Source organism: Micromonospora sp. NPDC005252, from assembly GCF_042872475.1.
Taxonomy (GTDB): Bacteria; Actinomycetota; Actinomycetes; order Mycobacteriales; family Micromonosporaceae; genus Micromonospora.
Genome location: NZ_JBIAKN010000001.1, coordinates 704818 through 721275, shown reverse-complemented (window position 1 = coordinate 721275; position 16458 = coordinate 704818). Strand labels below are relative to the sequence as shown.

The 16458-nt window shown below is 73.1% G+C and carries 14 protein-coding genes and 1 pseudogene; 6 read left to right on the top strand and 9 right to left on the bottom strand.

Annotated features, from left to right (window positions below; all coding sequences use genetic code 11):
• On the bottom strand, positions 1-745 hold a 745-nt coding region (locus ACFYPH_RS03495), incomplete at its 3' end, for a hypothetical protein (protein WP_387178563.1).
• Between the two features lie 98 nt (positions 746-843).
• On the opposite strand from ACFYPH_RS03495, the gene cofD reads away from it, so the two are divergent.
• Together cofD and ACFYPH_RS03485 are read left to right on the top strand one after the other, a co-directional pair.
• Positions 844-1791 carry a 2-phospho-L-lactate transferase gene (cofD, locus tag ACFYPH_RS03490; protein ID WP_354854238.1) on the top strand — a complete coding sequence of 316 codons (948 nt, stop codon included), beginning with the start codon at positions 844-846 and terminating at the stop codon, positions 1789-1791.
• Positions 1788-2876 carry a coenzyme F420-0:L-glutamate ligase gene (locus ACFYPH_RS03485; RefSeq protein ID WP_355063019.1) on the top strand — a complete coding sequence of 363 codons (1089 nt, stop codon included), beginning with the start codon at positions 1788-1790 and terminating at the stop codon, positions 2874-2876. The genes cofD and ACFYPH_RS03485 overlap by 4 nt, the downstream gene beginning before the upstream one ends.
• Before the next feature lie 19 nt (positions 2877-2895).
• Here the strand turns inward: ACFYPH_RS03485 and ACFYPH_RS03480 are convergent, their stop codons facing one another.
• Together ACFYPH_RS03480 and ACFYPH_RS03475 are read right to left on the bottom strand one after the other, a co-directional pair.
• On the bottom strand, positions 2896-3894 hold the full coding sequence (locus tag ACFYPH_RS03480; RefSeq protein ID WP_355063017.1) for a winged helix-turn-helix domain-containing protein: 999 nt from the start codon (positions 3892-3894) through the stop codon (positions 2896-2898).
• A 291-nt stretch (positions 3895-4185) separates the two neighbouring features.
• Positions 4186-4596 (bottom strand): annotated as a pseudogene (locus ACFYPH_RS03475) (hypothetical protein); the annotation flags it as partial.
• 98 nt (positions 4597-4694) lie between these two features.
• On the opposite strand from ACFYPH_RS03475, the gene ACFYPH_RS03470 reads away from it, so the two are divergent.
• A complete protein-coding gene (locus ACFYPH_RS03470) occupies positions 4695-5270 on the top strand; it encodes an NUDIX hydrolase (RefSeq protein WP_355063221.1) in 576 nt (191 codons plus the stop codon).
• Here the strand turns inward: ACFYPH_RS03470 and ACFYPH_RS03465 are convergent.
• A complete protein-coding gene (locus ACFYPH_RS03465; RefSeq protein ID WP_387178559.1) occupies positions 5218-6309 on the bottom strand; it encodes a mannose-1-phosphate guanylyltransferase in 1092 nt (363 codons plus the stop codon). The two genes, ACFYPH_RS03470 and ACFYPH_RS03465, sit on opposite strands and share 53 nt — an antisense overlap.
• A 63-nt stretch (positions 6310-6372) precedes the next feature.
• On the bottom strand, positions 6373-7518 hold the full coding sequence (locus ACFYPH_RS03460; protein WP_354854230.1) for a glycosyltransferase family 1 protein: 1146 nt from the start codon (positions 7516-7518) through the stop codon (positions 6373-6375).
• 151 nt (positions 7519-7669) lie between these two features.
• On the opposite strand from ACFYPH_RS03460, the gene ACFYPH_RS03455 reads away from it, so the two are divergent.
• Positions 7670-8359, top strand: a complete 690-nt coding sequence (locus ACFYPH_RS03455; RefSeq protein ID WP_355132877.1) for a TIGR03089 family protein — start codon at positions 7670-7672, stop codon at positions 8357-8359.
• A gap of 245 nt (positions 8360-8604) precedes the next feature.
• Here ACFYPH_RS03455 and ACFYPH_RS03450 read toward each other — a convergent pair whose 3' ends face one another.
• Entirely contained in the window at positions 8605-10614 is a 2010-nt protein-coding gene (locus tag ACFYPH_RS03450) for an acetoacetate--CoA ligase (protein WP_355063013.1), read from the bottom strand.
• Between the two features lie 142 nt (positions 10615-10756).
• Positions 10757-11275 (bottom strand): hotdog domain-containing protein, encoded by a 519-nt coding sequence (locus tag ACFYPH_RS03445; RefSeq protein ID WP_328423667.1) that lies wholly within the window; start codon positions 11273-11275, stop codon positions 10757-10759.
• A 23-nt stretch (positions 11276-11298) separates the two neighbouring features.
• Here ACFYPH_RS03445 and ACFYPH_RS03440 point away from each other — a divergent pair, with 23 nt between their 5' ends.
• Positions 11299-11964 (top strand): hypothetical protein, encoded by a 666-nt coding sequence (locus tag ACFYPH_RS03440; RefSeq protein WP_387178553.1) that lies wholly within the window; start codon positions 11299-11301, stop codon positions 11962-11964.
• A 66-nt stretch (positions 11965-12030) separates the two neighbouring features.
• Here ACFYPH_RS03440 and ACFYPH_RS03435 read toward each other — a convergent pair whose 3' ends face one another.
• Positions 12031-13311, bottom strand: coding sequence for a Bcr/CflA family efflux MFS transporter (locus tag ACFYPH_RS03435; protein WP_355063009.1), 1281 nt, complete (start codon positions 13309-13311; stop codon positions 12031-12033).
• Positions 13312-13494: 183 nt separating this feature from the next.
• Positions 13495-14664, bottom strand: coding sequence for an acyl-CoA dehydrogenase family protein (locus tag ACFYPH_RS03430; RefSeq protein ID WP_354854221.1), 1170 nt, complete (start codon positions 14662-14664; stop codon positions 13495-13497).
• Positions 14665-14915: 251 nt separating this feature from the next.
• Here ACFYPH_RS03430 and ACFYPH_RS03425 point away from each other — a divergent pair, with 251 nt between their 5' ends.
• Positions 14916-16343 (top strand): UDP-glucose/GDP-mannose dehydrogenase family protein, encoded by a 1428-nt coding sequence (locus tag ACFYPH_RS03425; RefSeq protein ID WP_354854219.1) that lies wholly within the window; start codon positions 14916-14918, stop codon positions 16341-16343.
• Positions 16344-16458 lie beyond the last annotated feature (115 nt).

The window sequence follows — 16458 nt, the reverse complement described above, 5'->3', positions numbered from 1 at the left end:
CGAACGGCGGCGCGGACTGCGGGTGCGGCGGCGCGGACTGCGGGGCCTGGAACGGCGGGGACGGCTGGCCGTACTGGCCGGGGAACTGCGCCGGCGGGTAACCGCCCGGCTGGCCGGCCTGCGGGTAACCGCCCGGCTGGCCGGGAGCGGGCCATCCGCCCTGCGGCTGGCCACCGGGCTGACCCGGCGCCGGCCAACCGCCCTGCTGCTGCGGCCAACCCGGCTGCGGCTGGCCGTAGACGCCCGGCTGCGGCTTCGGCTTGGGCACGTAGTAGAACGCCCGCCAGATGGTGAAGACCACCCAGGCGGCCACCGCGAAGATCACCAGCCAGGCGAACCGGGTGAGGAGGCCGAGCAACGCGTCGAGGATCTCGGCCTCGGCGAGGCGGCCCACCGTCCAGATCAGCATGGTGAGGGTGCCGAGCACCGCGCTGACCGCGTACTCACCCAGCGCCACCTGCGTGATCAGCTTCGCCTTCGGCAGCACCGGCGCGACGTGGGTGGCCAGCAGGACGGCCAGCAGCGGCAGCGCCACCGACTCCACCCCGATGAACGAGAAGAACTGGTCGCCAGCTCGGTCGGTGAAACCGCGGTAGTCGTTCGGGGTGAGCAGCCGGAGCAGCCCCACGAAGAGGAACACGGCGTTGGCGCCGAGCAGGGCGAGCGCACCCAGTTCGCGCAGTGGCTTGGTCAGCTGGCGGGCCTGCGTCGCGTCGGCGGACGCGGGCTCGGCGGGGCTGGTCACGAACTCCCCCTCGGGGCATGGACGGACAGGGCGCACGTGAGCCTAGTCTCCCCGGGCACCGGCGAACCGGAGGCGTCGCGTACGCGAGGATGGTCGACATGCGCATCGTGGTTCTGGCCGGCGGCATCGGTGGCGCCCGGTTCCTGCTCGGCGTCCGGGCGTACGCCCGCGAGGTCGGCGCCGAGGTGACCGCCGTGGTCAACGTCGGCGACGACCTGTGGCTGCACGGGTTGAAGATCTGTCCCGACCTGGACAGCGTCATGTACACCCTCGGCGGCGGCGCCGACCCCGAGCGGGGCTGGGGCCGGGTCGGCGAGAGCTGGACGGTCAAGGAGGAGCTGGCCGCGTACGGGGCGGAGCCGACCTGGTTCGGCCTTGGCGACAAGGACATCGCCACCCACCTGGTGCGCAGCACCATGCTCAACGGCGGCTACCCGCTGAGCGCCGTCACCGAGGCGTTGTCGACGCGGTGGCAGCCCGGCGTACGCCTGCTGCCGGCGACCGACGACCGGCTGGAGACCCATGCGGTCGTCGACGGTGACGAGGGCCAGCGGGCGATCCACTTCCAGGAGTGGTGGGTGCGGTACCGGGCCGACATCCCCACCCACCGTTTCGTCTTCGTCGGCGCGGAGACGGCGACGCCGGCACCCGGGGTGCGGGAGGCGATCGGCGCGGCCGACCTGGTGTTGATCGCGCCGAGCAACCCGGTGGTGAGCATCGCGCCGGTGCTGGCCGTACCGGGGATGCGCGAGGCGGTGACCGACGGTCCGGCGCCGGTGGTGGGTGTCTCGCCGATCATCGGCGGCGCCCCGGTCCGGGGAATGGCCGACCGCTGTCTCGCCGTGCTCGGGGTCGAGTGCAGCGCGGCCGGGGTGGGCCGGCTCTACGGCCCTCGGGCGGCGGGTGGGCTGCTGGACGGCTGGCTGGTGGACGAGGAGGACGCCGACACGCTGGTGCCGGAGGTGACGGTCCGCGCGATGCCGCTGCGGATGACCGACGAGGCGGCGACGGCGGCGATGGTCCGCGCCGCGGTGGAGTTGACGTGAGGCTGGAGATCCTGCCGGTGCTGGGCATCGGCCATGTGACCGAGGGTGACGACCTGGCGGCGCTGATCGCCACCGCCGCGCCGTGGCTGCGCGACGGCGACGTGCTGGTGGTGACCAGCAAGATCGTCTCGAAGGCGGAGGGGCGGCTGGTCGACGTCCCGGCGGACGGGCCGGAGCGGCTCGCCGCGCGCGAGGAGGTGCTGGCCGGCGAGACCGCCCGGGTGGTGGCCAGCCGGGGGCCGACCCGGATCGTGCAGACCCACCACGGCTTCGTGATGGCCTCCGCCGGGATCGACGCGTCGAACGTCGACAAGACCCGGCTGGTGCTGTTGCCGGTGGATCCGGACGCGTCGGCCCGGGAGCTGCGCGCCGCGCTCCGGGAACGGTACGACCTGGATGTCGCCGTGATCATCAGCGACACCATGGGCCGGCCCTGGCGCAACGGGCTGACCGACGTGGCGCTCGGGGTGGCCGGGATGCCGGCCATCCGCGACCATCGGGGCGAGGTGGACCCGTACGGCAACGAGCTGCAACTGACCCAGATGGCGGTGGTGGACGAGCTGGCGGGCGCCGGTGAGTTGATCAAGGGCAAGTGTGACCAGGTCCCCGTGGCCGTGGTGCGCGGCTACCTCGCGGCCACCCGCGCGGACGACTCCGACGGCGCGCGGGCGCTCATCCGTGATGCCGCGCAGGACCTGTTCTCGCTGGGCACCGCTGAGGCTCGGGCGTCCGGGCTGGCCGAGGCCGCGACCCTCGCCGAGGCGATCGGCCCCGAGCCGGCCGAGCCGGCCGCGGTGCGACGGGCGCTCGACGCGGTCGCCGAGGTGGTCACCCCCGGCACGGTCTTCACCCTGGTCGACGAGGCGGAGGTACGCGCCGGCCTGGTCGCCGAGGTGCCGGGCTGGCCGGCCGACGCCAGCGCGCTGGTGCTCGGCACCGCGCCGGCGCCGGTCGACCCGATGGACCTGGTCCGATTCGGCGCCGACCTGCACCGGCTGCGCGTCGCCCTGACCGCCGAGGGTGTCCGGTCGACGCTGCTGCCTCCGCCGGCCGGCAGCCCGGCCAGCGCCGCACTCGCCCTGTGACCCCACGGCCGGGCCAGACTCACGCGTCCAGGACGGCCCGGCCCAGCGGGGTCAGCGTGTGCAGCACGGTGTTGCGGTCGCGGTGACTGACGAGCAGGCCGGCGTTGCGCAGCACGGTGGCGTGCTGGCTGGCCGCCGCCGGTGAGATGTTGAGCCGGCGGGCCACCTCGCCCGTGGTGCAGCCGTCGTGGCTGGCCTCCAGCACCGCAGCCCTGGTCCGGCCGAGCAGCGCGGCCAGCGAGTCGCGGCCGGCGCTCGACGCGGCCAACGCGTCGCCGTCGGTCGCGGCGATCCCGCCCAGCCGGTCCACCGGATAGACCAGCACCGGCGGCAGCGCCGGGTCGAGCAGGGCGACCGGGGTGCCCGCGCAGAAGAACGACGGCACCAACAGCAGCCCTCGACCGTCCAGGTGCAGCTCCCGGCTGTGCGGGTAGTCGCGCACCTCGAGCACCCCGCTGTCCCAGCGCATGCGCGGGCGGAGGCTGGCCAACAGCCCTTCGACGCCGCCGTCGAGCAGGGCCCGCGCGCGGAGGGTGCGGTCCGCCGCCACCGCCGACTGGATCCGGCTCCAGTACGGGCCGATCGCGAGCGACCGGTACTGCTCCATGGACTCCGCGAGGTGGCGCAGCATCGCCCCGTCACCGCGGGCCAGCGCGGTGGCGGAGGCCGGCAGTTGGTTCTCGGCGGCCAGCAGGTTCAGATCCCGCTGGAGCAGCTGGGTCGGCGTGCTGCGAACCGCTTCCAGCCCCGCCTCGAAACCCTCGACGCTGGCGTACGGGGTGAGGAAGTCGGGGAAGTAGCCGCGCGGCGGGTTCAGGGCGAAGAGCAGTCGGAGCTGGTCGGAGGCGGCGTCCTGGCGCAGACCGCGAGTCACGGTGCGCCGCCAGGTCGACGTCAACGGATCGCGGTTGCGGCCCTGCAACACGTGCAGGCTGAGGACCAGCTCCCAGACCGGGTCGGCCGCCGGCGCCACCCGGGTCCGGAGAATGTCCTCGCCGGAAAAGTGGATCTTCAGCATGGAGCGCTCCCGTGTCGCCGGCAGAGGGATGCCGGGCGACCGTTCGACTCTACCCGGCCGGCAGTTATCTCCATCTTTAAGCCTGGGCTGAAAAACCTCGACGTCCCCGGGGCCAGTTAGGCATGCTTCCAGTGCCCGAGCACGGCACCGACACGTCATGGACGTAACCGGCGCCGGGGCACCGGGGACCGGGGAGGGACCGGTGATCGGGCGGCACCACGAGGGTCTGCGGCCCTTGCTCCGCAGAGGTGCCGTCCGGTCATCCCATCGCTGCGGAAACGCCTGCCCCGCTCAGCCGACCCAGAGCGCGACCCGATGGTCCTCGTCCGTGACGTAGAACGGCCGTCCGTCCAGCTCGGCCAGCCCCTCGACGTGGTGAAACGGCGCCAGGTCGGCTACCGGCTCCCCGACCAGTCGGCACGAGTCGCCCGTCCGCCCCGCCGGGAACCGGAACCGCACGTGCCGGGACGTGACCGCGCCCCCGCCCGGATGGTCGTCGAGCAGCACCGATCCCTTGCCCAGCGCGTCGATCGAGCCGATCACTGCCGCGTACCCGCCGTCCGGCGTCGGCGCGATCGCCCGGAAGCCGGTCAGCTCGCCCGGCGGGGTCACCCCGGTCACCGCGTACGCCCCCAGCGCCCGGGGCCACACCGGCTCCGCGGCGAACATGCCCGGCACCCCGGACACCTCCACCAGGATCGGCTAGCGTACGGAGGGCACGCTCGTACAGTGACGGGGTGCCTGACACCGCGCTCACCGGACCCGCCGTCGACCCCACCGATCCCGCGTCGTACGCGACGCTGCACGCCGACGCCGTCGCGCTGCTGCAGGGCTGGCAGCCGACCAGCCCGGCGGCGGCCGACGCGCGGGACCGGACCCTCGCGCTGCTCGCCGCCGGCCCGGTCGCGATGAGCCGGCAGCACCGCCCCGGCCATGTCACCGCGAGCGCGCTGGTGCTGGACCCGACCGGCGCACGGGTGCTGCTCTGCCTGCACGCCAAGTTCGGCCGCTGGGTGCAGCTCGGCGGGCACTGCGAACCGGTCGACCAGACCCTGGTCGGGGCAGCGCTGCGCGAGGCCACCGAGGAGTCCGGCATCGACGGGCTGCGCATCGATCCGGTGCCGATCGACATCGACGTGCACGAGGTGCTCTGCCAGGGCGGGTCGCGCCACTACGACGTCCGGTTCGCCGTGGTCGCCCCGCCCGGCGCCGTCGAGCAGGTCAGCGACGAGGCCGAGGAGCTGGGATGGTTCCCGCCCGATCGGCTGCCCGAGCCGCTGGCCGGCGGGACGGCGCAACTCGTCGAGCCGGCCCTCGCGGCCCTCAGACGTAGCCCTCTTCGCCCCGCTCCTTCAGCTCGTCGACGAGGAGCTTGACGTCCTGGGCCCGCTCACGCGGGCAGACCAGCACCGCGTCCGGAGTGTCCACCACGATCAGGTCGCGCACACCGAGGACCGCCACCAACCGGCCCGACTGCGGCACCACCACCAGATTGGCGGTGTCCCGCAGGAGCACGCCCGGCTTGGCGTCGGTGCCGAGCACCACGTTGCCCGCGTCGTCGGCGGGCAGCACGTCACCCAGGGTGTGGAAGTCGCCGACGTCGTTCCAGCCGAAATCGCCCGGCACGGTGGCGACCCGACCCGCGGTGGCCGCGCCCTCCATCACCGCGTAGTCGACGGAGATCTTCGGCAGCGTCGGCCATACCGTGCCGAGCACGTCGTCCTGCTCAGGGGTGCCCCAGGCGGCGGCGATCGCGGTGACCCCCGCGTGCAGCGCCGGCTGCTGGCGGGCCAACTCGGCGAGGAACACGTCCACCCGCCAGACGAACATGCTCGCGTTCCACAGGTGCCGGCCCGAGCGGACGTACGCCTCGGCGACCTCGGCGGCCGGCTTCTCCTTGAACTCGGCCACCTGGCGCCACGGCGTGCCCTCGGTCTCGTCGCCGGTCTCCAGGTAGCCGTAGCCGGTCTCCGGCCGGGTCGGGGTGATCCCGACCGTCATCAGCATGCCCTGCTCGGCCCCCCGGACCGCCTCCCGCACCGTGCGCACCCAGCTGTCCGGGTCGCGGATCAGGTGGTCGGCCGCGAAGCTCCCCATGACCGCGTCCGGGTCACGCTGCGCGATCACCGCCGCGGCCAGCGCGATCGCCGCGCAGGAATCCCGGGGGGACGGCTCGACCAGGATGTTCTCCTCCGGCAGCCCGGTCAGCTGCCGGGCGACCGCCGCGACGTGCGCGGCGCCGGTGACCACGAGGGTCCGATCCGGTGTGGTCAGCGGCGCGAGCCGCTCCACGGTCGCCTGGAGCAGCGAGGCGCTGGTACCGGTCAGCGGGTGGAGGAACTTGGGGTGGCCGGCGCGGGACAACGGCCACAACCTTGTGCCGCTGCCACCTGCCGGGATGACCGCATAAAGCATCCGCACATCATGCCCGACGCATCCGCCCGCAGTGGCACGGGTCACCACGAGAGGCCCGAAGGGTTACGACCGGGCGCGACTCCAGGCGGCGATGTGCACCTCGGCGCTGGACTCCCAGGTGAACTCCTTGGCCCGGTCGAAGCCCGCCTTCGCCAGCGACAACCGGCGCTGCTCGTCGTCGAGCAGGGCGGCCAGGTCGGTGGCGATCTGGCCCGGGTCCTCCGAGGTGTACGCGACGGCGTCGCCGCCCACCTCAGGCAGCGAGAGCCGGGGGGTGGTCAGCACCGGGGCGGCGCACGCCATCGCCTCCAGGATCGGCAGGCCGAACCCCTCGCCGTACGACGGGTAGGCCGCGACCAGCGCGCCACCGAGGAAGCCGGGCAGGTCGGCGTAGCGCAGGTAGCCGGGGCGCAGCAGCCGCAGGTGGGACGGGACCTCGGCCACCGCCCGGTCGATGTCGTCGTCGTGCCCCTGCCCACCGGCGATCACCAGGGCCGGCGGGTCGACCCGGTCGGCCACCGCGCGGGCCCAGCCGCGGATCAGGTTGGGCACGTTCTTGCGCGGCTCCTTGGCGCCGAGGAAGGCCACGTACGTGCTGTTGCCCAGCCCCAGCCGGGCGCGCACGCGGGCCTTCTCCTCCTCGCTGGGCGCGTGGAAGGCGTCGTGGTCGACACCGTGGTAGGCCACGTCGATACGGGTCGGGTCGGCGTCGAGCAGCCGGATCAGCTCGTCCCGGGTGGCCTTGCTGGGCACGATCACCCGGTTGGCGCGGCGCATCGAGGTCTTGATGGCGCTGCGGAAGAACGTGCGGCGGGACTTGTCGTAGTGCTCCGGCTCGGTGAAGAACGTCGCGTCGTGCACGGTGACCGTGACGGGGCACCCGGCCCGCAGCGGGCAGGTGTAGAAGGGCGAGTGCAGCACGTGCGCGCCGACCTGCTGGGCGAGCAGCGGCAGGCCGGTCTGCTCCCAGGCGAGCCGGGCCGGGCGGTGCGCCACGGCGGCCGGAGCGGGGATGATCTCCGCGCCGGGCAGCATCCGGGTGTAACGCTCCAGGTCGGTGCGGAGGCTCACCACGGCCAACTCCACCCCCGACCCGCACACCTTGCCGAGGGCACCGAGCAGACCGTCGACGTATCGACCGACGCCACCACGGTCGGCGGGGACACTCGTGGCGTCGATGAGCACGCGGGGCGGGCGACCGGCGGTCACGGGGCGACTCCTTGAGGGTGGGTCTGTGGGGAACAACACTCCGGGGTAAAGCCTACGCCGGAGTACGGGGCCGACGCTGACTGCGACCCGACGGTACGCCGACTTGTCATCGTCATCGAGTACGGGCGGCGGAGGCGTATCGTTCGCGCCGATGGCCGACAACATTGCCCGGGTGTTCGCCGACGCGATCGCGACCGACCCGACCCGACCGCTGCTGACCTGGTACGACGACTCCACCGGCGACCGCACCGAACTCTCCGGCGCGACCCTGGCGAACTGGGTGTCGAAGACCGCCAACCTCCTCGTCGACGAGGTCGGCCTCGCGCCGGGCACAGCGGCCGGCGTGCTGCTCCCCCCGCACTGGCAGACCGCCGCCGTCCTGCTGGGCTGCTGGTCAGCCAAGGTGACCGTCGCCGACACCCCGGGCGCGGTGGACGTTCTCTTCGCCGCCGCCGACCGGCTCGACGAAGCACAGTCCTGGCCCGCCGACGAGCGGTACGCCCTGGGCCTCGCCCCGCTCGCCGTCCCGCTGCGGCAGGTGCCGCCCGGCTTCGCCGACTACGTGGTCGAGGTACGCGGGCACGGCGACCACTTCACCCCGCAGTCCGGTCCCGGCCCCGCCGACGCGCACCTGCTGGCCCGCGCCGAGGCCCGCGCCGACGAGCTGGGCATCGAGCGTGGGGCACGTGTCCTGGTCGACGCCAGCCGCTACCCGGATCCGGTCGACTGGCTCCTGGCCCCGCTGACCCGGGCCGCCACAGTCGTCCTGTGCGCCAACCTGGCCCCGGCCAACCTCCCCACCCGCCTGACCACGGAGAAGGTCACGCACGCTCTCCCGTGACCCACCCGCCGGCGCCCCGGTGGCGCGGCAGCGCGGCACCACGGGGATCCCCGGGTGGGCGCCCGGCACGGCCAAGGGCCGGTGGGTACGCGCCCGTCCTTTGCTCTGCTTCAACCGGCGCAACAGAAAGCGGCCCGGACTGTTGCGTCCGCGTAAGCAGAGCAAAGGACGCGTATGCCGGGGCACACCCCAGTCACCACCATGCGCTCCGACGGGGCGGAGACGAGTCGCCACGCGGCCAACTGTCAGGCGGGCGTCCTGTTCGCAGGGCGGCGTTGGGCCAGGGCGGCGAACGCGGTAAGCGACTCCGGGTTCACCAGCGCGCCCTTGGCCGCGGCCTGGTCGACCGGGGTGCCGGTGAGGATCTTCTTGACCGGCACCTCCAGCTTCTTCGCCGAGAGGGTGCGGGGCACGGCGCGTACCTGGTGGATCTCGTCGGGCACGTGCCGGGGTGAGAGGGCGGTCCGCAGCTCGCGGCAGATCTTCTTTCGCAGCGCGTCGTCCAGCGTCAGCCCGTCGGCCAGCACCACGAAGAGCAGCAGCTCACCGGCGCCGCCCTCGTCGTCCTCCAGGTGCACCACCACCGAGTCGACGACCTCGTCGAGGCCCTCGACCACCGAGTAGAACTCGGCGGTGCCGAGCCGGACCCCACCACGGTTGAGGGTGGCGTCGGAGCGCCCGGTGATCACGCAGCCGCCCCGGGAGTTGATGGTGATCCAGTCACCGTGCCGCCACACACCCGGGTAGACGGAGAAGTACGCCTCGGCGTAACGGGTGCCGTCCGGGTCGTTCCAGAAGCCCACCGGCATGCTCGGCATCGGCTCGGTGATCACCAGCTCGCCCAGCTCGCCGATCACCGGGGTGCCGTCGGCCGAGCGGGCCTCCACCTTGGCGCCCAGCGCGCGGCAGGCGATCTCACCGGCGTACACCGGCAGCAGCGGCACCCCGCCGACGAAGCCCGTGCACACGTCGGTGCCGCCCGACAGCGACTGGAGCTGCACCTGGTCGCCGACGGTCTCGTACACCCATTTGAAGCCCTCGGCGGGCAGCGGCGCACCGGTGGAACCGACACCGCGCAGCGCGGACAGGTCGGCGACCTCGCGGGGCACCAGGCCGGCCTTGCGGCAGGCCAGCAGGAACGGCGCCGAGGTGCCGAAGTACGTGGTGTTGGTCTCGGCCGCCAGCCGCCACAGCGCGCCGAGGTCGGGCTCGGCCGGCTGGCCGGGCTCCGCCCGGACCCCCGGGTTGCCGTCGAACAGCACGATGGCCGCGCCCACCGCCGGCCCGGAGACCAGGAAGTTCCACATCATCCAGCCGGTGGTGGTGAACCAGAAGAAGCGGTCGGCCGGGCCGAGGTCGTGGTGCAGGGCGAGCATCTTCAGGTGTTCCAGCAGGATGCCGCCGTGGCCGTGCACGATCGGCTTCGGCAGGCCGGTGGTGCCCGAGGAGTAGAGCACGTACAGCGGGTGGTCGAACGGCACCGGCGTGAACGTCGACGGCTCGTCGGTGGGCGCGGCCAGCTCCGCCCAGCTCAGCGCGCCCTCGGGCGCGGAGCCCGTCGGGTCGAGGTAGCCGATGCTCACGGTGTGGCGCAGCGACGGCAGGGCCGCCCGGATCGCGGCGACCTCGGCGCGGCGGTCCACCGGCTTGTCGCCGTAGCGGTAGCCGTCCACGGCGACCAGCACGGTCGGCTCGATCTGCTGCCACCGGTCGGTGACGCTGCGCGTGCCGAACTCCGGCGCGCAGGACGAGAAGATGGCCCCCAGGCTGGCGGTGGCCAGCAGCAGGACGTACGTCTCGGGAATGTTGGGGGCGTACGCCGCCACCCGGTCCCCGGCGGTGACGCCGAGGCGGCGCAGACCGGCAGACACCCGGCGGACCTGCTCGCGCAGCTCCCCGGCGGTGAGGGTGACCGGCCCCCGGGTCTGGCCGTGCGCGATGACCACGGGGTCGTCGTCGGCGCGGCCCGGCATCCGCAGCACGTTCTCGGCGTAGTTGAGGGTGGCGCCCGGGAACCAGCGGGCCCCGGGCATCCCCCGCTCGGCCAGGGTGGCGGTCGGCGGGGTGTGCGCGATCACCTCGAAGTGGTCCCAGATCGAGCGCCAGAACGCGTCCAGGTCGGTGACCGACCACCGCCACAGCGCGTCGTAGTCGGCGAAGTCCAGCCCGCGGTGCTCCCGCAGCCAGCGCAGGTAGTCGCCGATCCGGGACCGCTCCAGCACGTCCGCCGGCGGCGTCCACAGCACGTCACCCACTGCTCCACCCTCCCCTGGCCCCGCACGACACTGTGAATGGGCCGTGGCGCCATCTTGCCCTACCTCGAAGCGCCATTCTGCGCACCGGGTACGCCGATCGACGCGTGCCCGGCCCACACTCCAGCCCACCCACCCATGTGGTTCAGCCCGCCCGGTGCGCCTGGATGGCCCGGCGGCGGGCCAGGCGGTGTGCACGCCGGATCTCGGCCTCCCGGTACCGGCGCTCGTCCTCCGGCGTCTCCGGCAGCACCGGACGGACCATGCGCGGCGCACCGCCGACGTCCACCCCGACGAAGACCAGGTACGCCGTGGCCACCCGCACCGGCGCGTCCTCGGCCGAGTCCCACCGCTCGGCGACCACCCGCACGCCCACCTCCATCGACGTCTGCCCGGTCCAGTTCACCTGGGCGTGCGCGTGCACCAGGTCACCGACCCGCACGGCCTCGGAGAAGACGATCTCGTCGATCGCCGCGGTGACCGCCGTTCCGCCGCTGTGCCGGGCGGCGGCGGCGCCCGCCACGTCGTCGACGAACTTCATCAGGACCCCGCCGTGAACGGTTCCGTAGAGGTTCACGTCCACCGCAGTCATGATCTTGCTGAGGGTGACGCGCGAGTACGACGTCGGCTTGCCGGTCGGAGCGGCGGAGAGGTGCTCGGTCATGCCGGAAACGGTACGGTGCGCGGATGCGACATCTCTGGAGCTTCATCGCCGGGTTGGTGGTGGCACCCATCACGTGGGCGCTTGTCACACTCGGGCAGGACGGGTCGAGCCGGACGGTCGACCGCTGGGTGGAGATCGGCACCTTCAACACCGCCAACCTGATCGAGCCGGCCGTGTACCTCGGTGTCGGCGGTGTCCTGCTCGGGCTGCTCGGCACACTGCGCTTCTCACCGGCGGGCCCGCTGGTGGCCGGGCTGCTGCTGGTCACCCCGTACGTCGGGATGTTCGTGGCGCCGTTCGAGGTGCGCGACGCGATCCCGCAGGGGTGGAAGGTGTTCGGTGACCCGCTGCCGCTGGCGCTGCCGGTGCAGAACGGCACGCTCTTCCTGATCGGCCTGCTGCTGCTCATGGCGACGTTCAGCGGTCAACGCTGGCGGCAGTGGCCGCAGGCCGCCACCGCGCCGGCCCTGACGCCGGCGCCGGCCGACGGCCCGCGCGGCGACGACTTCACCCTCACCGACTGGCCGTCGCCCGAGCCCGCGGAGCGCGACACCGCCCCGCTGACCCTGGGTTACCCGGCCGATCCGACGCCGACCGAGCCGCTGCCCCGCCGGGTGGGCGGCGAATCGCCGTGGTCCGCCCCGCCGCGCGGCCAGTCGCGCCCCGAGGACACCACCGAGATCCGTTGATCGTCGGGCGGGCCGGCAGGCCCGGCCCGCCCGACCAGACCCGCCGCGCGAGGGGCGCGAGTCGCGCTAGTGCACGGCGACGGCCAGGTCCGGGTCGACCGCGCCGAGGGTGGCGCGGGGCACGACCAGGACCATGACCGCCAGCGCCGCCGCCATGCCGCCCGCGATGACGACCGCCATCGGTACGCTCCCCGTGCCGAACAGGCCGGCCAGGGGCGCCGACAACGCGCCGACGCCGAACTGCACGGCCCCGAGCAGCGCCGCGGCTGTGCCGGCGGCCTCGCTGTGCCGGCTCATGGCCAGCGCCGGAGCGTTCGGCAGGGCCAGGCCCGCCGCGGCCAGCACGAGCCACAGCGACGCGAGCAGGGTGCCGAGGCCACCGACGCCGGTGGCGGCGAACACGACCAGCAGCAGCCCGGCGGCCGTTCCGGCGATCAGCGCGCTGATGAGGATCTGCTGCGGGGTGTAGCGCCGCAGCAGCCGGATGTTGAACTGGGTGGCGCCGATCAGGCCGACGGCACCGGCCCCGAAGGCCAGGCCGAACTGCTGCTCGTCGAGGCCGTACTCCCGCTGGAGCACGAAGGACGACCCGGAGACGTACGCGAACAGCGACGCCATGGCCAGCCCGGCGACGAGCACCAGGCCGACGAAGGCCCGGTCGTTGAGCAGCCCCCGGTAGTCGCGCAGGGTCGCCGCCACTCCGCCGTGCCGGCGGCGTGCCACCGCGAGGGTCTCCGGAAGCTGCAACGCCGCGATGACGATCAGCAACGCGCCCAGCACGGCCAGCGCCGCGAAGACGCCCCGCCACTCGGTCCAGCGCAGCAGCCCGCTGCCCAGCGTCGGCGCGAGGATCGGCGCCAGCCCCATGACCAGCATCAACCGGGAGAAGATCCGCGCGAACGAGGCGCCGCTGAACAGGTCGCGGACGACGGCCGTGGCGACCACGGTGGCGGCCGCCACGCCGAGGCCCTGCAGGACGCGCAGCACGCCGAGCACGGCGATGTTGGGCGCGAAGACGCACAGCACGGAGGCCACGATGTGCACGGCGAGCCCGGCGAGCAGCGGCAGACGCCGCCCGACCACGTCGGAGAGCGGCCCGATCAGCAACTGGCCCAGCGCGAGGCCGAGCAGCGTGCCGGTCAGCGTCAACTGCACGGCCGTCTCGGTGGTCTGCAGGCCGGCCGTGATGGCGGGCAGCGCCGGCAGGTACATGTCGATGGTCAGGGGGCCGATCGCGATCAACGCGCCGAGCACCAGCACGAGCCGCGCCCGCTGGCGGTTGGTCATCAGGTCGCCGGGCAGCACATCCTGCTCGGGGGCGGTCTTCTCCACCAGCTGCTTCATCATCTCGATCTCTCTGCGGAGGGTCGTGCGTCGTGGGGCGAGCGGTGGGGGATCGTGTTCGGTGATTCTCACTTGGCGACAACGTCGCAGACCCCTGTGACATCGCCACTGTGTGGGGGCTCACGCAGACGACGACAGCCCCACCGCCGGCGGGCGGTGGGGCTGTCGGGGTCGATCAGGCGGCGGTCAGACGACGCCGGCCAGCAACTGCCGGGCCATGACGATGCGCTGCACCTGGTTGGTGCCCTCGTAGATCTGGGTGATCTTGGCGTCGCGCATCATCCGCTCGACCGGGTAGTCGCGGGTGTAGCCGTAGCCGCCGAGCAGCTGCACCGCGTCGGTGGTGATCTCCATGGCGGCGTCGGAGGCGAAGCACTTGGCCGCCGCGCCGAAGTAGGTCAGGTCGGCGTCGCCCCGCTCGGACTTGCCGGCGGCGGCGTACGTGAGCTGCCGCGCCGCCTCCAGCTTCATGCCCATGTCGGCGAGCATGAACTGGATGCCCTGGAACTCGGCGACCGCCTTGCCGAACTGGCGGCGCTCGGCCACGTACCCCTTGGCGTAGTCGAGCGCGCCCTGCGCGATCCCGACGGCCTGCGCGGCGATGGTGACCCGGGTGTGGTCCAGGGTCTTCATGGCGGTGGCGAAGCCGGTGCCCTCGGCGCCGATCATCCGGTCGGCGGGGATCCGCACGTTGTCCAGGTAGACCTCGCGGGTCGGCGAGCCCTTGATGCCGAGCTTCTTCTCCGGAGCGCCGAAGCTCACCCCGGCGTCGGACTTCTCGACCACGAAGGCCGAGATGCCCCGGGAGCGGGCGGCGGGGTCGGTGACGGCGAAGACGGTGTAGAACTCGGAGACGCCGGCGTTGGTGATCCACCGCTTCACGCCGTTGAGCACCCAGTGATCCCCGTCACGCACCGCCCGGGTCGTCATCGACGCCGCGTCGCTGCCCGCCTCCGGCTCGGAGAGGCAGTACGAGAACATGGCGTCGCCCGCCGCGACCGGGGTCAGGTAGCGGCGCTTGAGCTCCTCGGAACCGGACAGCAGCAGCGGCATCGTGCCGAGCTTGTTCACCGCCGGGATCAGCGACGAGGACGCGCAGGCGCGCGCCACCTCCTCGATCACGATGGCGGTGGCCAGCGCGTCTGCGCCCGCGCCGCCGTACTCCTCGGGGATGTGCGGCGCGTGGAAATCGGCTGCCCGCAGCGCGTCGTAGGACGCCTTCGGGAACTCCCCGGTCTCGTCGGCCTCGGCGGCGTGCGGAGCCACCTTGGCGGCACAGACCTCACGGACCGCCTGCCGGATCGCCTCGTGCTCCTCGGGCAACCGGTAGACGTCGAACGACTCCCCTGCGGCCATGTCGGCCCCTCCCCTTCACCGCTATCATGCGCAGTCTGTGGCCTCCCCTGACCGCCGACCGCGCAGACTGAAGGATAGCGACTGCAGTTCAGGTGATGTTACCGGCGCGTAGGTATGGGCATGACGGAGCACCCGCGCCGCTGGGCGATGATGGAAGGCAGACAGTTGAGCCACCCCTCCGGTGCCCGGCCAGGCGCCGCAGCAGAATGCGACGCGACGACGCGCCGCCAGTGCGAGCGGAGAAGACAGGCGTGACGATCCCCTACCCCACCATCCAGCCGACCCCCGCCATCGCCGCGGTGACGCCGCCTTCGGGCGCGCCTCGGCCGCGGGTGACGTTCCTGGGGACCGGCTACCTCGGTGCGACGTACGCCATCTGCTACGCGGAACTCGGGTACGAGGTGCTCGGGTTCGACGTCGACGCGGACAAGATCGCGATGTTGAACGCCGGCGAGGTGCCGATCCACGAGCCCGGCCTGGACGAGCTGCTCAAGCGCAACCTGGCCGCCGGTCGGCTGCGGTTCTCGACCGACATCGCCGAGACCGCCGAGTTCGGCGACGTGCACTTCATCTGCGTCGGCACCCCGCAGCGGGCCGACGGGATGGGCGCCGACCTGTCGTACGTCGAGGCGTCGGTGACCAGCCTCGCGCAGCACCTGACCCGCAAGGCGCTGATCGTCGGCAAGTCCACCGTCCCGGTGGGCACCGCCGACTGGGTCGAGCAGCTGGTCGGCAAGCACACCCCCGGCGACCTGGGCGTCGAGGTGGCGTGGAGCCCCGAGTTCCTCCAGGAGGGCTTCGCCGTCGACGACGTGCTGCGCCCCAACCGGATCGTGGTCGGCGTGAAGAGCGAGTGGGCCAACGGCATGCTCTACGCCGCGCACAAGGGCGTCTTCGACCTGGCCGCCACCGAGGACCGCGAGGTGCCCCTGGTGGTCACCGACTTCGCGACGGCCGAGCTGGTCAAGGTCGCGGCCAACGCGTTCCTGGCCACGAAGATCTCCTTCATCAACGCCATGGCCGAGGTCTGCGAGGCCAGCGGCGGCGACGTCACCCAGCTGGCCCGCGCCATCGGGTACGACCCCCGGATCGGCAACCGGTTCCTCCAGGCCGGCCTCGGCTTCGGTGGCGCCTGCCTGCCGAAGGACATCCGCGCCTTCCAGGCCCGCGCGCAGGAGCTGGGCGCCGGTGAGGCGCTGCGCTTCCTGCACGAGGTCGACCTGATCAACCTGCGCCGCCGGACCCGCGTGCTCCAGCTCGCGGCGGACCTGCTCGGCCGCCGCTCCGGGCCGGCCGGCCCGGACTTCTCCGGCACCCGGATCGCCGTGCTGGGCGCGACCTTCAAGCCCAACACCGACGACGTCCGCGACGCCCCGGCGCTCGCCGTCGCCGCGCTCCTGCAGAAGGCCGGCGCCGACGTGCACGTGTACGACCCGCAGGGCACCGAGAACGCCCGCCGCGCGGTGCCCGAGCTGACCTACGAGGCCGGCATCAACGAGGCGGTCGCCGGCGCCGACCTGGTCTGCGTCCTCACCGAGTGGGCGGACTTCCGCAACGCCGACCCGGTCGCCCTGGGCGAGCTGGTCGGCGGTCGCAAGGTCGTCGACGGGCGCAACTGTCTCGACTCGGCACTGTGGACCCAGGCCGGCTGGGAGTACCGGGGCATGGGCCGCCCCTGACGGTTCGCCACTCACCGGCCGGTCGCGAAGCACTCTGCGCGGCCGGCCGGTGATGTTGTTTGCCCCGGACCCGCCGACAAGTGTCGAAATCCGCGCCAGCTTTGGGCATGCTGCG

Coding starts and splice junctions, on each gene's coding strand:
- cofD (WP_354854238.1), top strand. CDS start 844: ATGCGCATCGTGGTTCTGGCCGGCGGCATCGGTGGCGCCCGGTTCCTG.
- ACFYPH_RS03480 (WP_355063017.1), bottom strand. CDS start 3,894: ATGCTGAAGATCCACTTTTCCGGCGAGGACATTCTCCGGACCCGGGTG.
- ACFYPH_RS03465 (WP_387178559.1), bottom strand. CDS start 6,309: ATGCTTTATGCGGTCATCCCGGCAGGTGGCAGCGGCACAAGGTTGTGG.
- ACFYPH_RS03455 (WP_355132877.1), top strand. CDS start 7,670: ATGGCCGACAACATTGCCCGGGTGTTCGCCGACGCGATCGCGACCGAC.
- ACFYPH_RS03445 (WP_328423667.1), bottom strand. CDS start 11,275: ATGACCGAGCACCTCTCCGCCGCTCCGACCGGCAAGCCGACGTCGTAC.
- ACFYPH_RS03440 (WP_387178553.1), top strand. CDS start 11,299: ATGCGACATCTCTGGAGCTTCATCGCCGGGTTGGTGGTGGCACCCATC.
- ACFYPH_RS03435 (WP_355063009.1), bottom strand. CDS start 13,311: ATGATGAAGCAGCTGGTGGAGAAGACCGCCCCCGAGCAGGATGTGCTG.
- ACFYPH_RS03430 (WP_354854221.1), bottom strand. CDS start 14,664: ATGGCCGCAGGGGAGTCGTTCGACGTCTACCGGTTGCCCGAGGAGCAC.